The 17830-nt window shown below is 36.6% G+C and carries 13 protein-coding genes; 5 read left to right on the top strand and 8 right to left on the bottom strand.

Annotated elements, in window-relative coordinates; genetic code table 11:
• Positions 1-2: 2 nt before the first annotated feature.
• The 4 genes from ACM55I_RS12680 to ACM55I_RS12665 all read right to left on the bottom strand — a co-directional run bounded on the left by ACM55I_RS12680 (position 3) and on the right by ACM55I_RS12665 (position 3982).
• Positions 3-1265, bottom strand: a complete 1263-nt coding sequence (locus ACM55I_RS12680) for an ABC transporter ATP-binding protein (RefSeq protein ID WP_416847175.1) — start codon at positions 1263-1265, stop codon at positions 3-5.
• Between the two features lie 60 nt (positions 1266-1325).
• Positions 1326-1682, bottom strand: a complete 357-nt coding sequence (locus ACM55I_RS12675; protein ID WP_379856529.1) for a four helix bundle protein — start codon at positions 1680-1682, stop codon at positions 1326-1328.
• Positions 1683-1767: 85 nt separating this feature from the next.
• Positions 1768-2985, bottom strand: a complete 1218-nt coding sequence (locus ACM55I_RS12670; protein ID WP_416847174.1) for an ATP-binding protein — start codon at positions 2983-2985, stop codon at positions 1768-1770.
• A gap of 127 nt (positions 2986-3112) precedes the next feature.
• Positions 3113-3982 carry an ABC transporter permease gene (locus ACM55I_RS12665; protein ID WP_416847173.1) on the bottom strand — a complete coding sequence of 290 codons (870 nt, stop codon included), beginning with the start codon at positions 3980-3982 and terminating at the stop codon, positions 3113-3115.
• Between the two features lie 1579 nt (positions 3983-5561).
• Between ACM55I_RS12665 and ACM55I_RS12660 the strand changes: the two genes are divergently transcribed.
• The 3 genes from ACM55I_RS12660 to ACM55I_RS12650 all read left to right on the top strand — a co-directional run bounded on the left by ACM55I_RS12660 (position 5562) and on the right by ACM55I_RS12650 (position 8454).
• Positions 5562-6467, top strand: coding sequence for a helix-turn-helix transcriptional regulator (locus ACM55I_RS12660; protein ID WP_416847172.1), 906 nt, complete (start codon positions 5562-5564; stop codon positions 6465-6467).
• A gap of 106 nt (positions 6468-6573) precedes the next feature.
• A complete protein-coding gene (locus ACM55I_RS12655; protein WP_416847171.1) occupies positions 6574-8103 on the top strand; it encodes a MauE/DoxX family redox-associated membrane protein in 1530 nt (509 codons plus the stop codon).
• 87 nt (positions 8104-8190) lie between these two features.
• Positions 8191-8454, top strand: coding sequence for a DUF6520 family protein (locus ACM55I_RS12650; protein WP_416836365.1), 264 nt, complete (start codon positions 8191-8193; stop codon positions 8452-8454).
• A gap of 42 nt (positions 8455-8496) precedes the next feature.
• Here the strand turns inward: ACM55I_RS12650 and ACM55I_RS12645 are convergent, their stop codons facing one another.
• From ACM55I_RS12645 to ACM55I_RS12630, 4 genes are all read right to left on the bottom strand, one after another.
• Entirely contained in the window at positions 8497-10134 is a 1638-nt protein-coding gene (locus ACM55I_RS12645; RefSeq protein WP_416847170.1) for a S9 family peptidase, read from the bottom strand.
• A 3-nt stretch (positions 10135-10137) separates the two neighbouring features.
• Positions 10138-11109 (bottom strand): TolB family protein, encoded by a 972-nt coding sequence (locus tag ACM55I_RS12640; RefSeq protein ID WP_416847169.1) that lies wholly within the window; start codon positions 11107-11109, stop codon positions 10138-10140.
• Positions 11109-12344 (bottom strand): RagB/SusD family nutrient uptake outer membrane protein, encoded by a 1236-nt coding sequence (locus tag ACM55I_RS12635; protein ID WP_416847168.1) that lies wholly within the window; start codon positions 12342-12344, stop codon positions 11109-11111. Before ACM55I_RS12635 ends, ACM55I_RS12640 begins: the two co-directional genes overlap by 1 nt.
• A 209-nt stretch (positions 12345-12553) precedes the next feature.
• Positions 12554-15493 (bottom strand): SusC/RagA family TonB-linked outer membrane protein, encoded by a 2940-nt coding sequence (locus ACM55I_RS12630; protein ID WP_416847166.1) that lies wholly within the window; start codon positions 15491-15493, stop codon positions 12554-12556.
• Between the two features lie 580 nt (positions 15494-16073).
• Here ACM55I_RS12630 and ACM55I_RS12625 point away from each other — a divergent pair.
• On the top strand, positions 16074-16199 hold the full coding sequence (locus tag ACM55I_RS12625; protein ID WP_416847165.1) for a hypothetical protein: 126 nt from the start codon (positions 16074-16076) through the stop codon (positions 16197-16199).
• Positions 16200-16534: 335 nt separating this feature from the next.
• The gene (locus ACM55I_RS12620; RefSeq protein ID WP_416847163.1) at positions 16535-16813 is read left to right on the top strand and encodes a helix-turn-helix domain-containing protein; all 279 of its coding nucleotides are present in this window, start codon (positions 16535-16537) and stop codon (positions 16811-16813) included.
• Positions 16814-17830 lie beyond the last annotated feature (1017 nt).

Below are 17830 nucleotides of genomic sequence, written 5' to 3'. Positions count from 1 at the left end.
ACTTAATTTATTATTTCCCAATCACAATTAACAGATACACAACCATAATCAGTTCCTGAATATTTATGCAAATCAGACCCGGTTTCAATAATTTCAAATGACAAACAATCATTTAGACAATCGATTAGAGCTATATTTGGAATATGAAGAGCAAAAGTTATTTTAAAAACATTTGGAAGCAAAACCTTTATAGGCAACTTAATATTAAAATTGTACTCACCCTCCTTTTCAATAATTTTTTTGATTTGAATTTCTGAAATAAAAATAACCTTTTCATCTTTATCAATCAGCTTAAATCCTAAATATGAATTCAAGTATTTATCTTCAATTTTCACTGTCCCTTTAATTTCAATGGGGTCATCATATCCAAACTCAGTTCTAATGTTGTTATTATCATCCATAAGAGCTAGACTAACAATCCCCGATTCTTCAACAGCTTCATTAATATAACTCCCTTTATAACCATCATATTGATTGGATTGCAAATAATAATCAATTCCATCATTGCTTTTTCCTTCAAAAACGATCATTCCGTTTTCCATCATTATCGTTTTGGTGCACAACTGCTTAATAGCCGCCATATTATGACTCACAAATAAGACAGTCCTACCACCCGTTCTCGAAATATCCTGCATTTTCCCAATCGCTTTCTTCTGGAACTCGGCATCGCCCACCGCCAAAACCTCATCTATTATCAAAATATCGGGTTCGAGAAATGCGGCTACGGCAAAAGCCAACCGCACATACATCCCACTGCTGTAACGCTTTACTGGGGTATCAATGTAACGTTCACAACCGGAGAAATCAATAATTTCGTCAATCTTCGAGGCTATTTCTTTCTTGGTCATGCCTAAAATAGCGCCATTTAGAAATATGTTTTCACGACCAGTCATTTCTCCATTAAAACCCGTACCCACTTCCAGTAAAGAAGCCACACGTCCCCCAAACTTAATACTTCCTGTGGTAGGTGCAGTAACACGGGATAATATCTTTAACAACGTGGACTTTCCCGCTCCATTTTTACCAATAATGCCTAAAATTTCACCCCGTTCCACTTCAAAATTAATATCTTGCAAAGCCCAAACATAATCGCTGGTGCCTTTTGTACTGCGGTCATTGGTATCGCCAATTTTTAAATAAGGATTTTCCTTGCCCCGCACCTGATGCCACCAACGGTTCAGGTCATGACTTAGCGTACCAGTGCCTACCTGCCCCAAGCGGTATTGCTTGGATATGTTTTCGGCTTTTAATATAATGTCTTTCATCTGAGTGAGAAGTGACTGGTGAGAAGTGAGTGATGAGTTTAAACTACCATTCACTTCTAACTATTCACCATATTTATTTTTTATATAATTCTTAAATCCAATCAAAAGCTTTTTAACTTCAGTAAGTTGCTGTTCAAAAGCATCCTCTTTTATAACAAATTCTAATCGTATCGCAATTAAATATTGAGTTTCCAACTCTGAGAGTGACCCTATGGAAATATACAGAAACTGTACTAATTCTTTATCTCCTTTCCGTGCAGCTCCTTCGGCAATGTTTGATGGAATAGAAATAGCTGCTCTTCTCATTTGACTCGTTAAACCATACTTCTCGGTATCTGGAAACGACTGTGTAATCTGATAGACTTTAACTACCAAATCCATACCCTTCTTCCAAACATCCAAATCTTTATGATCCATACCTCAACTTTTTACTATTTACCGTTCCCTTTTCACCACTCAATTCTCACTTCTCACCACTCACTTTTCACCATTCACTACTATACTACTCCCAGAATAACAGGAAGGTTCGTAAATCCATCGCCACTATTCCTTCATAGGTGTTCCCATGAAAAGAATCCAAAGTAATTACTGTTTTGGGATAGTTGTCATTTATTTTTTTCAAATTCCCAAACTCTCTTACTATGGTTTGAGGCTCATTCAAAGATAACGCTACTTGTAGATACTGTTTCTCGCCTGATTTTTCTGCTATAAAATCAATTTCGGCTTCGCCTAAAATACCTACCTGTACGGCATAGCCTTTATACAATAAGTGATTGTACACTACATTTTCCAGTATCTTACCCCTATCTTCTAACCGATAACCCCAAATACCGTTGCGAATACCTAGATTTTCAAAGTAATATTTTTCACCTATTTCAAAAATGCGTTTACCTACCAAATCATAACGTGTTACTTTATGTACTAAAAAAGCATTCACCAAATGATGGATGTAGACTTGAACTTGATTCGGCGCTATGTTTACACGCTGGGATTTCAGAAAATCACTTATTTTTTTAGCAGAAAACAAACTTCCCGTATGCCCCGCCAAAAACAACACTAATTGTTCTAAAAAAGGTATATTACGAATGGAATACCGATTGATTATATCCCGATATACAATGGTATTATAGATGTTTTTTAAATATTCAAACACGATGGCATCTTCCAGTGGTAGATGTTTTAAATAGGGAAGCCCACCAAACTTGAGGTATTTATCTAACGTATTTGCACTATCGGAAAGCTTGTGAAAATCTAAAAACTCGGTATAAGAAAGACTATACACCGCTATTTCAATATACCGACCACTCAAATGACCTGCAATATCCCCTGATAAGAGGTTGGCATTACTACCCGTACAATACACATCTAAATCTTCATACAATACTAACGACCGTAGGGCGGCTTCAAAATTAAGAATATCCTGAATTTCATCAATAAAAACATGGGTTTTGGAAGTGGTTGACTTATTTGCCAAAACATAGGCATGCAACTCTTCCGCAGTTTGTATAAATGAAAAGGCTAAATCTTCTTTATTGATGTATAAAATAGCATTATCAGGATTTTCTTCTTGTAAAAAAGCGATCAATTGAAAAAGCAAATAACTTTTACCTACTCTTCGTTGCCCTGTAAATACCTTTAGAATATTTTCCCCTATAAAAGGACGCACTCTATCCAAGTAATGGGTTCGATTATTTATATTTTTAGGTAACTTAATTGTCATTTTTATTATAGATACGTTTATAACTTTTATCAAATATATAATTTTCTATAGACACACCTATAACTTTTTATATTTTTTAGCAAAAAAGAAGCTGAATTAGCACCATTTAAAAGCTGAACACTGTACACTATACAGTATCTATAAAACTCTTCTCCGTCTTATTAAATATCAATACCCCTACAAAAAACACCACTACAGTTACCACAAACGTGTAACCCAGTCCCCAAATGGAAATTTGTCCTACATTCAGCAACATATAACGTGTCGTTTCTATAACATATGCCAATGGATTATATTGCACTAACCAACCGTAAGTAGGCAATTTTTCTTTAATCAAAACCATTGGATACATCACAGCTGACAAATACATCAGCAATTGTACACCAAAACCAATCAAATTACTAAAATCCCGGTATTTGGTTACCAAGGAAGAGATAAACATCCCCAATCCCAATCCTAAAATACCCATCAGTACAATTAAAACAGGAAAGAATACCACGGAACCATTCAGTCCAACAGTAGCGCCTTTTAGATAATAAAAAACATAAAACACTATAAATATCAGAAATTGAATTCCAAATTTAATCAAATTAGAAATCACGATGGAGATAGGCACAATCAGTCTGGGAAAATAGACTTTACCAAAAATTCCTGCATTGGCACCAAAGGTATTTGAGGTTCCCGTAAGACACGCCGTAAAGTAATTCCACACCGTAATCCCAGCTAAATTAAACAAAAACGGAGGTACTGTCCCCGTATCAATCCCCGCTACATTATTAAAAATAATGGTAAAAGTTACGGAAGTAAACAAAGGCTGTATCAGATACCATAGTGGTCCTAAAACAGTTTGTTTATAAACCGTCACTACATCTCTTTTTACAAAAAGCAGCAGCAAATCACGGTATTGCCAAACTTCCTTAAGGTTCAGTGAAAAGAATTTATTTTTAGGTGTTATTTCAAACAGCCACGTGGTATTGGTATGTTCGGGTTGGTTCATGGGTTTATGCTAAAATCCTAACATTAATTTTGTCTTCTCAAGCTTCTCTAATTTAGAGCGTGTCATCTCGAGCGTGTCATCTCAAGCATGTCATCTCGAGCGTGTCATCTCGAGCGCAGTCGAGAGACGAGAGACGAGAGCCAAGATTCTTTTCCTTATATTAACTAAACAGTATCATTTCGAAGCAAATATAAATAATTTGCACTTGGTATTTCCTTAAAATGGCATCGTATCGTATTTATTTTCTACTAATATCTGCTGCTTAATCAATGTGTAGAATCAGAAATAATACAAAAAATGAAACTTCTGGACACGCTTCGCGGCTCTAACTAACAGTATGGAGACAAAGCCCATTTGATAATAAGAGTTGTTATTCAGCGAATATACTATTCCTTTATAAATAACAGCAATAATTAACAATCTATCGACAACTTTGAAACACAAGAAGCTCCTCTCATGGTTTTTTTGTCGTAATCCATCAATAGCCTGCAATCCCCGTCAGTTCGAGTGGTTTTTAAAGCTAAGATAATGTTCTTAAATAAACGACACAAATAGCTTTAAAAATTGTATCGAGAACCGTTGTAAAAACAAAACCTCCTTGAGATAACTATCACGTCAGTTCGAGTGATTTTATAAATTAGCGATAGCGTTTTTATAAGTATCACGTCAGTTCGAGTGATTTTATAAAGTAGCGATAGCGTTTTTATAAAATTGTATCGAGAACCATTTTGCTCACAATACTTCTCGATACATTTTGACTTAACAAATTACTACTTTAAAACGCTTCCATTCAAGTCAAAACACTCGAAGAGACGCTAAGAAGAAACATCAACTATATTTTCACAAAATCGTATCAAGAACCGTTTTTAAAACAAAAACACTAAAAGTGACGATAACGCCAAACATCAATAGCCTGCCCCGAGCTTTTATCAAATAGCCAGTTCGAATATTTTTATAAATCAGCGATAGTATTTTATAATTCCAACACTTCACGAGTATCGTCCTCACATTCGTCAGTTCGAGTGGTTTTTAAAGCTAAGATAATGTTCTTAAATAAACGACACAAATAGCTTTAAAAATTCTATCGAGAACCGTTGTAAAAACAAAACCTCCTTGAGATAACTATCACGTCAGTTCGAGTGATTTTATAAATTAGCGATAGCGTTTTTATAAAATTGTATCGAGAACCATTTTACTCACAATACTTCTCGATACATTTTGACTTAACAAATTACTACTTTAAAACGCTTCCATTCAAGTCAAAACACTCGAAGAGACGGTACCGAGATACACAATATGCATTAATTCGAGTAGTTTTATAAAAGGAAAGCCCTAAATTTTCGGCTCCCTTTAGGGTCGAGGCAAAACGAAAATCAAAACACAAGCCCTAAATTTTCGGCTCCCTTTAGGGTCTGGGTAAAACGAAAATTAAAACACAATTACCTTCTCAAAAACACCTATTCAATTCCCGAATTGAACACTACACTTTTAGCAAATAAAAATTACATTATATAGTTTTGTCTGTCTTTCCAAGCATTCGTCTTGATATTCCGCATTCAACTCCTCACTATATAACCTAATGGAAAATCAAAAAACACCACAGCGCATAAAGGCGATTTACCAAATGCTTTTTGAAATGGCGACCGGTAATCTCTCGTTTAGAATTTTCAAAACGAATCAAAACGACGAAGTCGATAAACTGTCTGAAATGCTCAATAAGCTTGCTGGAGAAATGCATGATATAATACTAAGATCAGGTTATGTTACCCCACATTACAATTATCAAAACTTGATACAAACAACATTTATCTTAGACAATAAATGTATAATCAGCGGTTTTAACGCGCATGTTCCAGAGACACTTTATTATAAATCCGAAGAATTATTTAAGGTAGACTTTGGCAAATTTATTGCGCCACAGTCCTTCAGTATTTGGAATCAAAAAAAGATGGAAGCTTCACTTGATGATAATTACCATAGCACCGTTCAGCTAATTTTTATCACGGGTAATAATAAATTACTGCCTACTTTTTGCACCATTTCACGGCTGCGCTATAGTGACAAAATAATAGTAAACTCAATTACTACCATCTTGCAAGAATTGCTGTCAGACGCAACGCATTTAATAAAAATAGCACCAGAAAAGTACTCCGAAGCCGTCATGATGCAAAATCTTTATGATTACATTTTAAATCACTTGGAAGAACCACTCCCAACCCTTAAAGAATTAGCTGTGCTATTTGACACGAATGAATACAAATTGAAAAGTGGATTCCGAGAATTTTTCAAAACCAGTATTTATAATTTTTATCATGAAGAAAGATTAAAAAGAGCACATTTGATGATCCGTCAAACAAAGATTCCTCTCAAGGAAATTGCGATAATAAATGGTTTTAATACCTACCTCAACTTTTATAAAGCTTTCAAAAAAAGATTTAAATATACACCAAGTGAAGTAGATCGCGGTCCGGATGAAGCTGTTTAATTTTTAAACAGCTTCACATCTGTTTTGGATAACGAAAGTTCTGATTTGCATAACAATACAAATTTAAATAAGAGAATTTTACAAGACCAAATAAAAGAAAACTGATATGAAATACGTTGAGAACATAAAAAATGGCATTGTAATTTTTGTAAGCTATAGCTACGCATTCCTTTTTACCTATGCTGCAATTAGTAAAATTCTGGATTACCATGATTTTAGTATTAAACTTGGTCAATCTCCATTACTGAGCGCATTTGCAGGTTATGTTGCTATTGGTGTGCCCGTTTTAGAGCTGATAATAGTTCTAATGTTAATTTTTACACGATGGAGGATTACTGGGTTATTTGCTTCTTTCTGTCTAATGATTGCCTTTACAGCTTATATTTTCATCATCTTAAATTTTAGTTCGAATATCCCGTGTTCCTGTGGTGGAATTTTACAGGATCTTGGTTGGAATGAGCACCTCATATTCAATATAGTATTTATTTTATTAGCTCTTTTAGGGCTTATACTCACCTATCCGGACCAAAGATATTGGCTTACAAAAATGAAAATCCTACAATTTTCAATAACAGTAACTGTTGTGGCTGTTTTAAGTATAACCTCAGTAGTAGTGCTATTTTTAATTTCTGAAGATATTATCCACAAACGAAATAATTTTATTCGCCGCTTTCCGTCCCACGCTGAGCCTGCATATAACAAATATGATCTCGAAATAAATTCGTATTATTTTGCAGGTTTTGATAAGGACACAATCTACTTGGGGAATTATAGTACACCGCTGTATATTACAAAAATTGATACCGCATTAAAATCTAAAAATCGCATAAAAGTGCAGCTTGATCAACCCAAACTTCCTTTTAGGGATATAAAGTTAAAGATAGTTTCTCCATACTTTTTCGTGACAGATGGAACAGTCCGTTCAATATTTAAAGGAAAAATGAAGGACTGGAAAGCGACAAGCCAATCAGGAAAAATACCCTATTTTACAGTAGCCGAGCCAATGGATTCTATAACTGTAGCATTAAGACTTACTAGTTATATTAAAAAGAACAACAGGTTGGTGACGTACGGCTTGAATGAAAAAAGAATAATTGCGGAAAATACAAACGTATTGAAAAAACAAGTGGATGGTATTTTTGATACTGACGGTATGCTGTATTACAACAACCAATTTGGCAAATTAAACTATATCTTTTATTATAGAAATCAGTACTTATCCATCAGTCCGACAATGAAATTGACTGCCCAGGGAAAAACTATTGACACAGTACAGGTCGCACAAATTCAGGTTTCTCAAATGGCAAACGGTGAAAGGCAAATGTCAAAACCACCTTTGATTATCAATAAAACGGCAGCGGTATATAGTAATTTACTATTCATCAAATCTCAGCGTATTGGCAGATATGAGGACAACAGGATTTTAAAAGAAGCATCGATTGTAGATGTTTACAACCTTGCAAATGGAAGCTACGTTGGTAGTATATATATTTATAATATCGACAACCAGGAAATGACAAGCTTTCGGGTAAAAGGCAATAAATTATATGCGCTTTCCGGAAAGTACCTTTCTGTAAATAGAATTAGCAAAAAGATAACTGATACTTATGATGTACCGAATAAAAAATCAAAATAAACATAACTAAAAATATACCCGGCCGGTATCAGGGAAAAGGCTGAAAACCTGTAAACAGAGTAAGCCATAACCACAAATTTTTATATCATGAAAAAATTAATTGTACCAATGCTGGTAATTGTTGCGGCAGCAACCAGTGCATTCAATACGGATGCATCAGCAAAAAGAAGTTCAGCTCTCGTACCGGGATTTATTCCTCACAATGCACAGGGTACGGACTGCGAACAAAAAAATAATTGCAGTGACGTAAATAACGGTATTGTTTGTCGAGTGGGGCAAGTAAGTACCGGAGCGCAATTAAAGATTATGGACGATAATGGCGAGTGTGTACTTACCGGTTACAAACCATAAGTAGTTAAAAAAACAATGCAGTCCCTTCGGACTGCATTGTTACTATTCCCATATCGGAGCCTTCATACCCTTAAGGTAATAATCGAACCATTGCTCAATTTTTGTTGTTAGGTCTATTGCATTTTCTTTCTTTTCCATCCCATGTCCCTCATTAGGGTAAGCAAGCATGATATGAGTTTTACCCAATCGTCGCAACGCCATATAAAATTCAAAGCTTTGCCTCGGTTCTACCTGCGGATCTTTCAATCCTGTCCAGGATAACAGCGGAGTGTTAACATTCGCAGCATATATCACTGGCGAATTTTTCAGATAATATTCCATATTCTCGTACGGAGACACCTTCATCCTAGCCTGTCCATATTCCATCTTGAAAAAGTTGGGAATCTTCAAAATTTGGGAAACGGATAAATAAGAGCTTAAATAATTCGTGGTAGCGGATCCTGCTACTGCACAGGCAAACAAATTGCTTTGGGTGATAATGAAATCTGTTTCAGAGCCTCCAAAAGAGTGTCCAATTAAACCGATTTTTGCATCGTCAATTAGAGATAAATTTTTTACCTCTTTTACTGCGGCTTCTACACAATCTAATGCTGAAAATCCAACATTGCCAACTTCATAGGTAATATCCGGAAGCAAAACGAAATAACCTTTAGCAGTCAGATTGCTGATGTTGAAACCATCTTCGTTAATCATTGTAGGATTAACATAGGAATGCCGCTGGTAAGATTGCTTTTCATAAAGGTGTACAATCATTGGATAGCGCTTATTTTTATCGTAACCTGATGGATAAAACAAAAGTCCTTGTAGTGATTCACCCTTTAAATTTTTATAAGTTATCATCTGTAATTTTGTCCAATTAAATTTTTCATGATGCATATTGCTCTCAACTACAGCGGTAAATTTACCGCCAACTTTCCCAACCATGATTCGTCGGGGCTGGTCTACATCTTCTTCCACCCATGCATAATCGCCTCTTTCAGATTTCATTATTCCGGTCACACTTTTATTAACATAGCATATTTTTGTCATTCCCTTTCCTGGCTTCAATAAGTAAAACCCATCAAAGGAATAATCAACAGCTCTCGCACTCAATAGTAGGGAGTTATCAAGGTCAAATTCTCCATTAGTAAATATCTTGTCGGCTATAGTTGGTGTTTGCGCTTTGCTTTGTGCTACAATCCTAAAAACGATGCCCTGCTCACGACCCTGTGTTAAACGTACGGGATTGGATCCGTCTGATTGAACTTTCCATATATCGAATTGATCATACAACAAACATTCGCCTTCGGCAGTCCATCCGGGATTACCGTAGCCATTCTCCTCTTTCTCAGTAAGACTTTGAACGCTTAAGGTATAAGGTAAATTACTGCTGATTAATGTATGAGTTCCCTGTGCAACATCATAAACATACCACTGCCCTTCCTTAAAATAACTGACGTATTTTCCATTCCGCGAAACGAGAAGATTGAACTCGCCACCAACATGCCTGCGAAGCATTAAAGTACTTTGCCCAGTGGTAAGATTTTTAATATACACATCCTTGTCAGGTACCGACTTGCTCTGTGGTTCATAGTCTTTTGGATTAAATGTCAAAGCAAAGCTTTCGTCCCCAGCAGATGCGCCATAAGGCTGTATTGAATCCGTAAACTGCAAGAAACGACCAGTATCGGGTTCCCACATGACCTACTTCGGGTTCTTAGAATACCCCTCTGTAACAATATGACTGGGATAAATATTTTTGTCCGCTGCATTCCATATCTGTACGTCATTTTCTTTACGCACAATGTCAAGTTCCTTGCGTTGCTTTATTTTAAAGAAAACACGCTTGTTGTTCTTCGATATTGTTAATTTCCTTGACGGTATTAAATTCATGGTTTTGGGGAATTCAATAGCATTGGTACAAAAAGTTAGGAGTTTTTTTTCTCCTAAATTGTAATAAAAAAGATTTGATTCCTTTTCATTGTAATTCATAAAAACAATTGCTTTGCTGTCTTCTGACCAGCTAGGATTTAGGAAAGGTCCTCTTTTTTCACTTTCCGCTATGATTTTTTGCTTTTTAATATCTTCCATACTTACTAGCAGTACTTGACAGGAATTTTCTCTTTTCACCGCCACTACAATAAATTTAGTATCAGGGCTAAGTGAAAAAGATGAAGCATCTGTATCAGTGCGCAGCAAAGCACCATCTAAAGTATAAACGGATAACAAATCCCCAATTTCACCGTATTCCGTTGCAACGATAAAAGCCTTAGAAACCATAAAGGCTTTAACGTTTCTCAATTTCCTTTCAACTCCATTCTTCAGTGAAACAATATGAACGATGCTATCAGGGGTTTGGCAAACAAAATGATTTGCTATAAAAGCCCCGTCTTTTCCCTTTGCAAAACTATAAAGTTTGGCAGACTTTCGGTGTTTAACAAATAACGAATCAGTGGCATCATAATAGTTACGGTAGCTAATCCAATTTCCATCATCAGAAATCGCTTCGGCATCCATATAATGCCACAGAGGATAATCTTCTCTTGTTACAGCTTTCTTTTGTAACCCCTGCCCCATTAAGGTGCTGGAAAGTAATGCAAAAAAAAGGAACAAAAAACACGAAGGACAACCTCTATCTAAAAAGGTACGTCCAATACTATAAAATGAAGCCTTCATCAATAACCAGAATTTTGAGGCCCAAGGTTTGGGTTCAGGTTCAACTCAGTCTGTGGTAATGGTAATAAGTTATCTGTGTTGTTCCAATCCCCTTTAACATCCGATAGTGTCTGATCTAATGCATCAAAACGTCTCAAGTCAAAGAAGCGGTGGCCAAACTCACTAAACAATTCCACTTGTCGCTCATGCAGTATGGCATCCAGTATTTCATTTTGGGTAACAGCGGTCGTATTTCCAAGACCAGCAGTATTCCTGATTACATTAAGGTCATCTTTAGCATTGGTAAGTTCACCTTGTCTTGCTCGGGCTTCCGCACGAATAAGATACATTTCCGCAAGACGCAACACTATTGAAAATTCAAGTTGGGGAGTATTACTGCCTGTTTTCTTGTACTTATAAGCATGATACCATTTGTTACTGCCTTTACTTATTGATCGAATCCATTTAGCCTTGCGTTGATCACCTGCCTCAAATGTATTCACCAGGGAGTTAGTCAATGCCACGGAATTTGGCGGACCCGCATTAAATATAAAAGTGGTTCCTTCATCGGTATTTCTTGTTGGTGTTCTTGGGGCATATTGCCAGATGGTTGCTGTACTTCCTTTTAAAAATACAGTATTGAGTTCAGTGACCCATATATAGGTATCAGTCTTATTTAGTACTGTAGAAGCACTGTTGGCTGCCTCAGGCCACATTCCGGCATACAGATATACTCTTGCCAATAAGGCTTGCGCTGCATACGAATTCGGTCGAACTCGTGTCGGGTTTGTATATTCTTTTGGTAGCAATATAATAGCAGATTCTAAATCTTCAATAATCTTTGCATATACTTCTGCTGCAGGCAAACGTTTAATTGTACTGTTATACGTATAATCTGTTCCGATAACGTACGGCACATTACCCCAAAGCTGTAAAACATAAAAATGAACAAATGCTCTGGCAAATTTTGCCTCTCCTGTCAATTGATCCTTATCAGCCTGCAAGAGTGTTGTCGATCCTGCTACACCCTCAATTACAGCATTGGCGGCATAGATCTGGCTATAGCTGTTATTCCACCAGGTGGCTAAAGTGGGATGTGTCGGAATGAGCGTATTAGTGAAGAAATTAGCCGAACTCTGAGCACTGTTTCCATACCACGTCAGTTCATCGGCATACAATCCCATTTCTTTCTGCATTCCAGTAGTTTTTCCGGTTAGCATTCCATTGTTGCGCATTTGCGCAAAAACATTTGCCATCGCACTATATGCGGTGTTCTTTTCCTCAAAAACAGCAGCGGTGTTTAGTTGTGATACTGGCGTATCGATCGCTGTAAAGTCATCGCAACTGGTAAACCAGAATATAATAAATAAAAGGGTTACGCCGGAAAGAATTCTGTAAATCCTTGCAGTTTCGGTACTATGCCGTGTAAAAAAGGTATTGATATTCATATCTCTTTCTTTAAAGATTAAAAGTTAAATTGTAATCCCGCAGTGATAATGCGCAATGGTGGTAAAAATCCATAACCGGCAAATTCAGGATCAGCCCCTTTATAGCCAGTAATAGTGAACACGTTTTGCGCTTCAACAGTTGCTTTGCAGTTAACTTTTTTAAGCCACCTCTCAGGAAATTCATAACTGATGGAAACATTCTTTAGTTTTATAAACGAGGCATCTGTAATCCCTGCGTCACTTGCTGCATATTGGTAAAGGGCATTTTCAGCTGTGCCGTTTGCGCCCGAAGTATATATTTGTGAAGAGGCTATATCACCCGGAGCTTGCCAACGGTTAAATATAGCGACGCTTTGGTTGCTCATCGTACCGGCAACTCCCAGCGTTCGTGGTACATTATAATTCTGTTGCTTTACAAAATTGAAGAGGAAATCAAATTGCCATCTTTGAAACCGCAACATATTTTGAATTCCTCCAAAATAAGCCGGATTTAAGTCTTTCACGGTCTGCTTGTCTGCGGGCTCTGTCAATATACCGTCTCCATTTACATCCTCAAAAGTGTAAATACCCGTTGCAGGATCAATGCCGGTATAATGATAAACTTTTACAATATTCAATGGCTGTCCAATCACATACAAATTACTGTAGGTAGAACTTTCAAGGTTAGGGAACGAACGCAGCTTATTTTTTGAAGCCGAAAAATTGATTGTGGTACTCCAGTTAAAATCAGTCATTTTCACATTTACAGTATGCAAGGTTAGTTCTACCCCGCGATTCTCAACTGAAGCATTAAGATTCGACTGTATTTCAGTAAAACCCGCAGTTCCCGGCAACGGTATTCCAACCAATTGGTCAGATGACCTGTTGCGGTACCATGCCGCTGTCAGAAAGATTCGCTCTTTCAAAAATCCGGTCTCTAATGCTACTTCAAGTTTTTTGTTAGTTTCCCACCCAAAACTGGCATTATACAAACGCGATGGTTGCAGACCGATTACTCCGTCATAATTGGCATTTGATGCTGTGTAGGTATTCAGGAATTGGTAATTACCAATCTGGTCATTTCCTGTTGTCCCATAACTGGCACGAAGCTTTCCAAAACTCAGCACATTATTGTCCTGTAATAATTTCTCGCGGGAGAAAAGCCATGCTGCGCCCACGGCTCCGAACCATGCAAAACGGTTACCGGAACCAAAACGGCTTGAACCGTCTCGCCTTCCGGTTAGGTTAATTATATAGCGTTCTTTTAGGTTAAAATTAGCACGGCCAAAAAACGATTGATACTTGTACACTGATTCATCAAAACCTAATATCGAAGTATTGGTGGCCGCAGCAGGATTATAAATCATGCTGTTACTGGAAAAACCACTGCTTTGAACCGAAAGAGATCTATTATTTTGACGTTGGAAAGCGCTTCCTAGCAGCAACTCTGTTTTCACAGCCCTCAATGTAGGTTTCCAGTTCAGTTGTGGTTCGATAATCCACGAGTTCCTGTTGGTATCGGTGTAAAAAATACGGGAAGTTTCACTGCCAATCCCTAAGGATGGGTTATACATCGTCGAGGGATAAGTACTATTCTCGTGATGGTTTAGGTTAGTATACCCAAAACTGCTTTTTATTTCAATGTTGTCAAATAAATTATAAGAGAGTGTTGTATTGGCAACAAGGTCATGGGTATTAGATTTCGACAACCCTTTTAAGTAGCGCAGCGGATTTTCAAAAGTGTTGTTTTCCCAATTAAGATTACCTTCTGCATCATAAAGCGCTGGAGCATTTGGGGCAAGTCGCCAAGCCTCCGTGGTAAGATCGGTCGAGGGTTGGTTGTTATCTTGTATGCCGTAGCCCCCGGTAAAACTCATTTTAAACCGTTGGTCAGTCGATGCGTGATTAATGCTTGTCCTCACATTAACCCGGTTGTAACCAAAATCACCAGGTAGCACGGTTGTTTCCTTACCATAAGTTACGGATACCATAAATTGGGTTTGCTCAGAACCTCCGGAAATAGAGCCGTTGATGTTGGTAATTTTTGAAGTGCCTCCCATTAATTCTTTCTGCCAGTTGGTAGATCGGCTTTGATCCCAAGTTCCATTAATGTCATAGGCGCTTTCCGGATATGTCGTTATGCCGTCGTTCGCAAATGCTTCGGCTCGCATAGCAAGGTATTGTTCCGTGTTCATCATTTTCATAAAATGTGGAACGCTTCCGGCTCCTTGTGCTACCGATGCGCTAAAACGGGTCTTGCCTTTCTTTCCTTTTTTGGTTGTGATCAATACCACTCCGTTCGCCCCACGCAATCCATAAATGGCCGTTGCATCCGCATCTTTAAGAACTTCCAGGCTTTCAATATCGGTTGGATTAATGTTGTTTAGCGGATCAGTATTCATCGACATGACCGACATCGACATTCCGTTCCCGATTTCCTCACTTGAATACGGCACACCGTCAATAATGTACAAAGGCGAGTTGCCCCCTCTTCTCACGCTGTTCTGTCCGCGAATCTGGATAGTAAACCCACCTCCGCCGGTTCCAGTCTGTTGCGTAATATTCACCCCTGCCATTCTGCCCTGCATCGCTGCGAGTATATTCGTTACAGGCTGCTTCTCAATGTCCTTCGATGTAATTTTAGCAATACTTCCGGTGCGCTCGCTTTCTTTGACACTATAATAACCCGCATTAATTCGTACTTCCTGCAGTTGCGTTGCATCTTCTTGTAGGTGTACACTAACGACAGTACGTCCTGCTATAGGAATATTTAAGGTGGTATACCCTACAAAAGAAAAAACAAGAATATCAGTGGCAGTGGCAGTTATGCCATATTTACCTTGATAATCAGTAATTGTGGCTGTTGATTTTCCGGCTACAGATACTGTAACACCCGGCAGTATACCCTGACTGTCTCTTACAGTTCCAGTAATATTTTGTTGCTGAGAAATGGATTTGGGCAATGGCGTTCTAGCCATAACGGGATGACAGCAAAGGTATAATCCAAAAAAAATAGGATAATAAAGAGCCGCCCAACCCTTGTAAAATGAAAATTTATTCATAATATTGGTTTGGTTAAATTGAAATATTAGGTTTTGTTTAGCTATAGGTCCTCTATGCAGTTGTCCAGACGGTTGGAGGGCCTTTTTTTTGTCATTACGAGGAGTTGCGAGGCATGAAGCAAAGCAACCACACTATTATTATTTTATCATAGGCATAATTTTAATTGGATTTGTAATCTTGTTTCTATGCTCTTTATTCTTTTACCCTAATTCAAAATTTAAAATAAAAAATGACCTCTTTGATCCTCACAATATGACTTTAGAAGATCTGTTTCGGTGAAACTATCTCAACCATAAAGCCAAATGAACATCGTTGCTATAAAAAGTAAAATGATTCCTATTTGTATTTGTTTGTAATATTTCATTATAATAATTTATATGTTATAAACCCCATTGTATTCATAAGGTAATGTGGCGTAAGGCTGGTATAAAAAATTAAGATCGATTTTCAGGATCGGAGCCTTTGTCTTATCCTAATTCAAAATTTAAAATAAAAATGACTTCTTTATTATTGTCTTTTGCTTCTCACAACTCACGATTAAGCATTCACAATTATAAAAAAAGAGCCTGTACTGAAACACTAACTCAAAATAAAGAAACAGCACAGGCATTATATAGATAGTATTTCTTTTTTATATCATAGGCATACGTTTTTTTAGTGAGTTAAACTACTGCGAGACTATGAAAAAGGATGAAGAAGTGCTAAGAATCTAAGGAAAGTAATGTGCCTATTAGAATAAAAATGGCATGGAACTCAGCTTAAACGTCTCTGGTACTTGGCATACCTACCACGAATAAGTGAGCCCACGCCATGGGACGTGAGCATCTTACTTATCATCTCGTGGTTTTAAACTGCCAAGTTTCGAGCCGAGATTCAAAGCGAATGCTTCAAATGTTTTATATGAAGAGTCGCAAATATATGTATTCAAAAGCAAATATAGTAAAAACATATTGAATATGGACTATAGTCCATTGATAAAAATTATAATTATGTGCCTCTTTGTAAATATGATAAGTGAAATAGATAAATATATAATACAGCGCGTTAGAGAGATTAGGGAGTCACAAGGGTTAACCCAAATGGATCTATCTCTTAGACTTGGCAAAGGTGTTGGTTTTATTGGCGACATTGAAGCCCCTTCTAAAAAAGCAAAATATAATGTCAAACATTTAAATGACATTGCCAAAATATTTGGTTGCTCTCCCAAAGAATTTTGGCCAAATAAACCACTATAATATGTAGATGCCGAGAAGTATCTTTTTTATTTATAGAAATTCTCCCAAAATGCATACTGAATTTTCCAAATTGCATATCTTATAAAAATTTAAATACATATTTTGAACTTAATTAAAAATTCAAAATATGAAATGGTATGAAATTATAGGGCTAATTGTGGTGTGGATTATAGGTCTTTATGTGACAGGGAAGTTTTATGGGTTTAGGAGGGGTTATAATAACGATGATAGTTGGAAAGATAGAAACAAGAAATGATGAAAGATGCTGAGAGGCGTCTTTTATTTTTTTATAACGTAAGCTTTATAAAAGCCTCCTACCTTTTTGCCATTGAGCTTTTGAACGACAAAAGGATACAGCAAATAAAAATTCTTTCGATGATTTGTAATCTTTTTTTGATTATTTTTGAAAATGTCCAAAGCAAAACAATTATTCACCCATCTGCATCAAAATGGGTGTATATGCGAAGATTTGATTCGTGTATATTCAAATCCGCTAAGTCTAAAAACCTCACCATTAAGTAAGCCTCTGGTGCTCGTTTGCAACGAGTACCTACTTACTTATGAAAATTAAATAAAGCGTTTGCAACGCGGCTCCTTGACCAAACTATTGCTTTTATCCCAAATCTAATTTAGAATTTCATTCTATGATTTTAAATAAGAAACTAAAAATAAATTTGTTGATTACACTCCGTATTTTATGACTTTGCTATTTTAAATATTTCTTAAAAGACCTAAAGTCAATAAAAATCTCGTAACTCTATGAAGTTTTTAAGAATTATATGTGTTTCAAGAATTATTAAAACTACAAAGTGGCAAAGCCGTTATTTTGTAGTTTTTTTTCTATATTTGAATTGTAGGTAAAAATAATGATGTGTTTAAATACATTTCAAATGAGCAAGAATTGTCTAGTCCTGAAAAAACGATACAGGATTAATAAAAAATAAAAGTACAATTTTTAAACAGTAGTAAGCTCCGGTTTACTACTGTTTTTTGTTTTATAGGTTCTCATTTTAATTA

It is taken from the genome of Flavobacterium algoris (genome assembly GCF_048158525.1).
In the GTDB taxonomy this organism is placed as follows: domain Bacteria; phylum Bacteroidota; class Bacteroidia; order Flavobacteriales; family Flavobacteriaceae; genus Flavobacterium; species Flavobacterium algoris.
The sequence above is the reverse complement of the archived record's forward strand: the minus strand, read 5'-3'. Positions and strand labels throughout refer to the sequence as shown.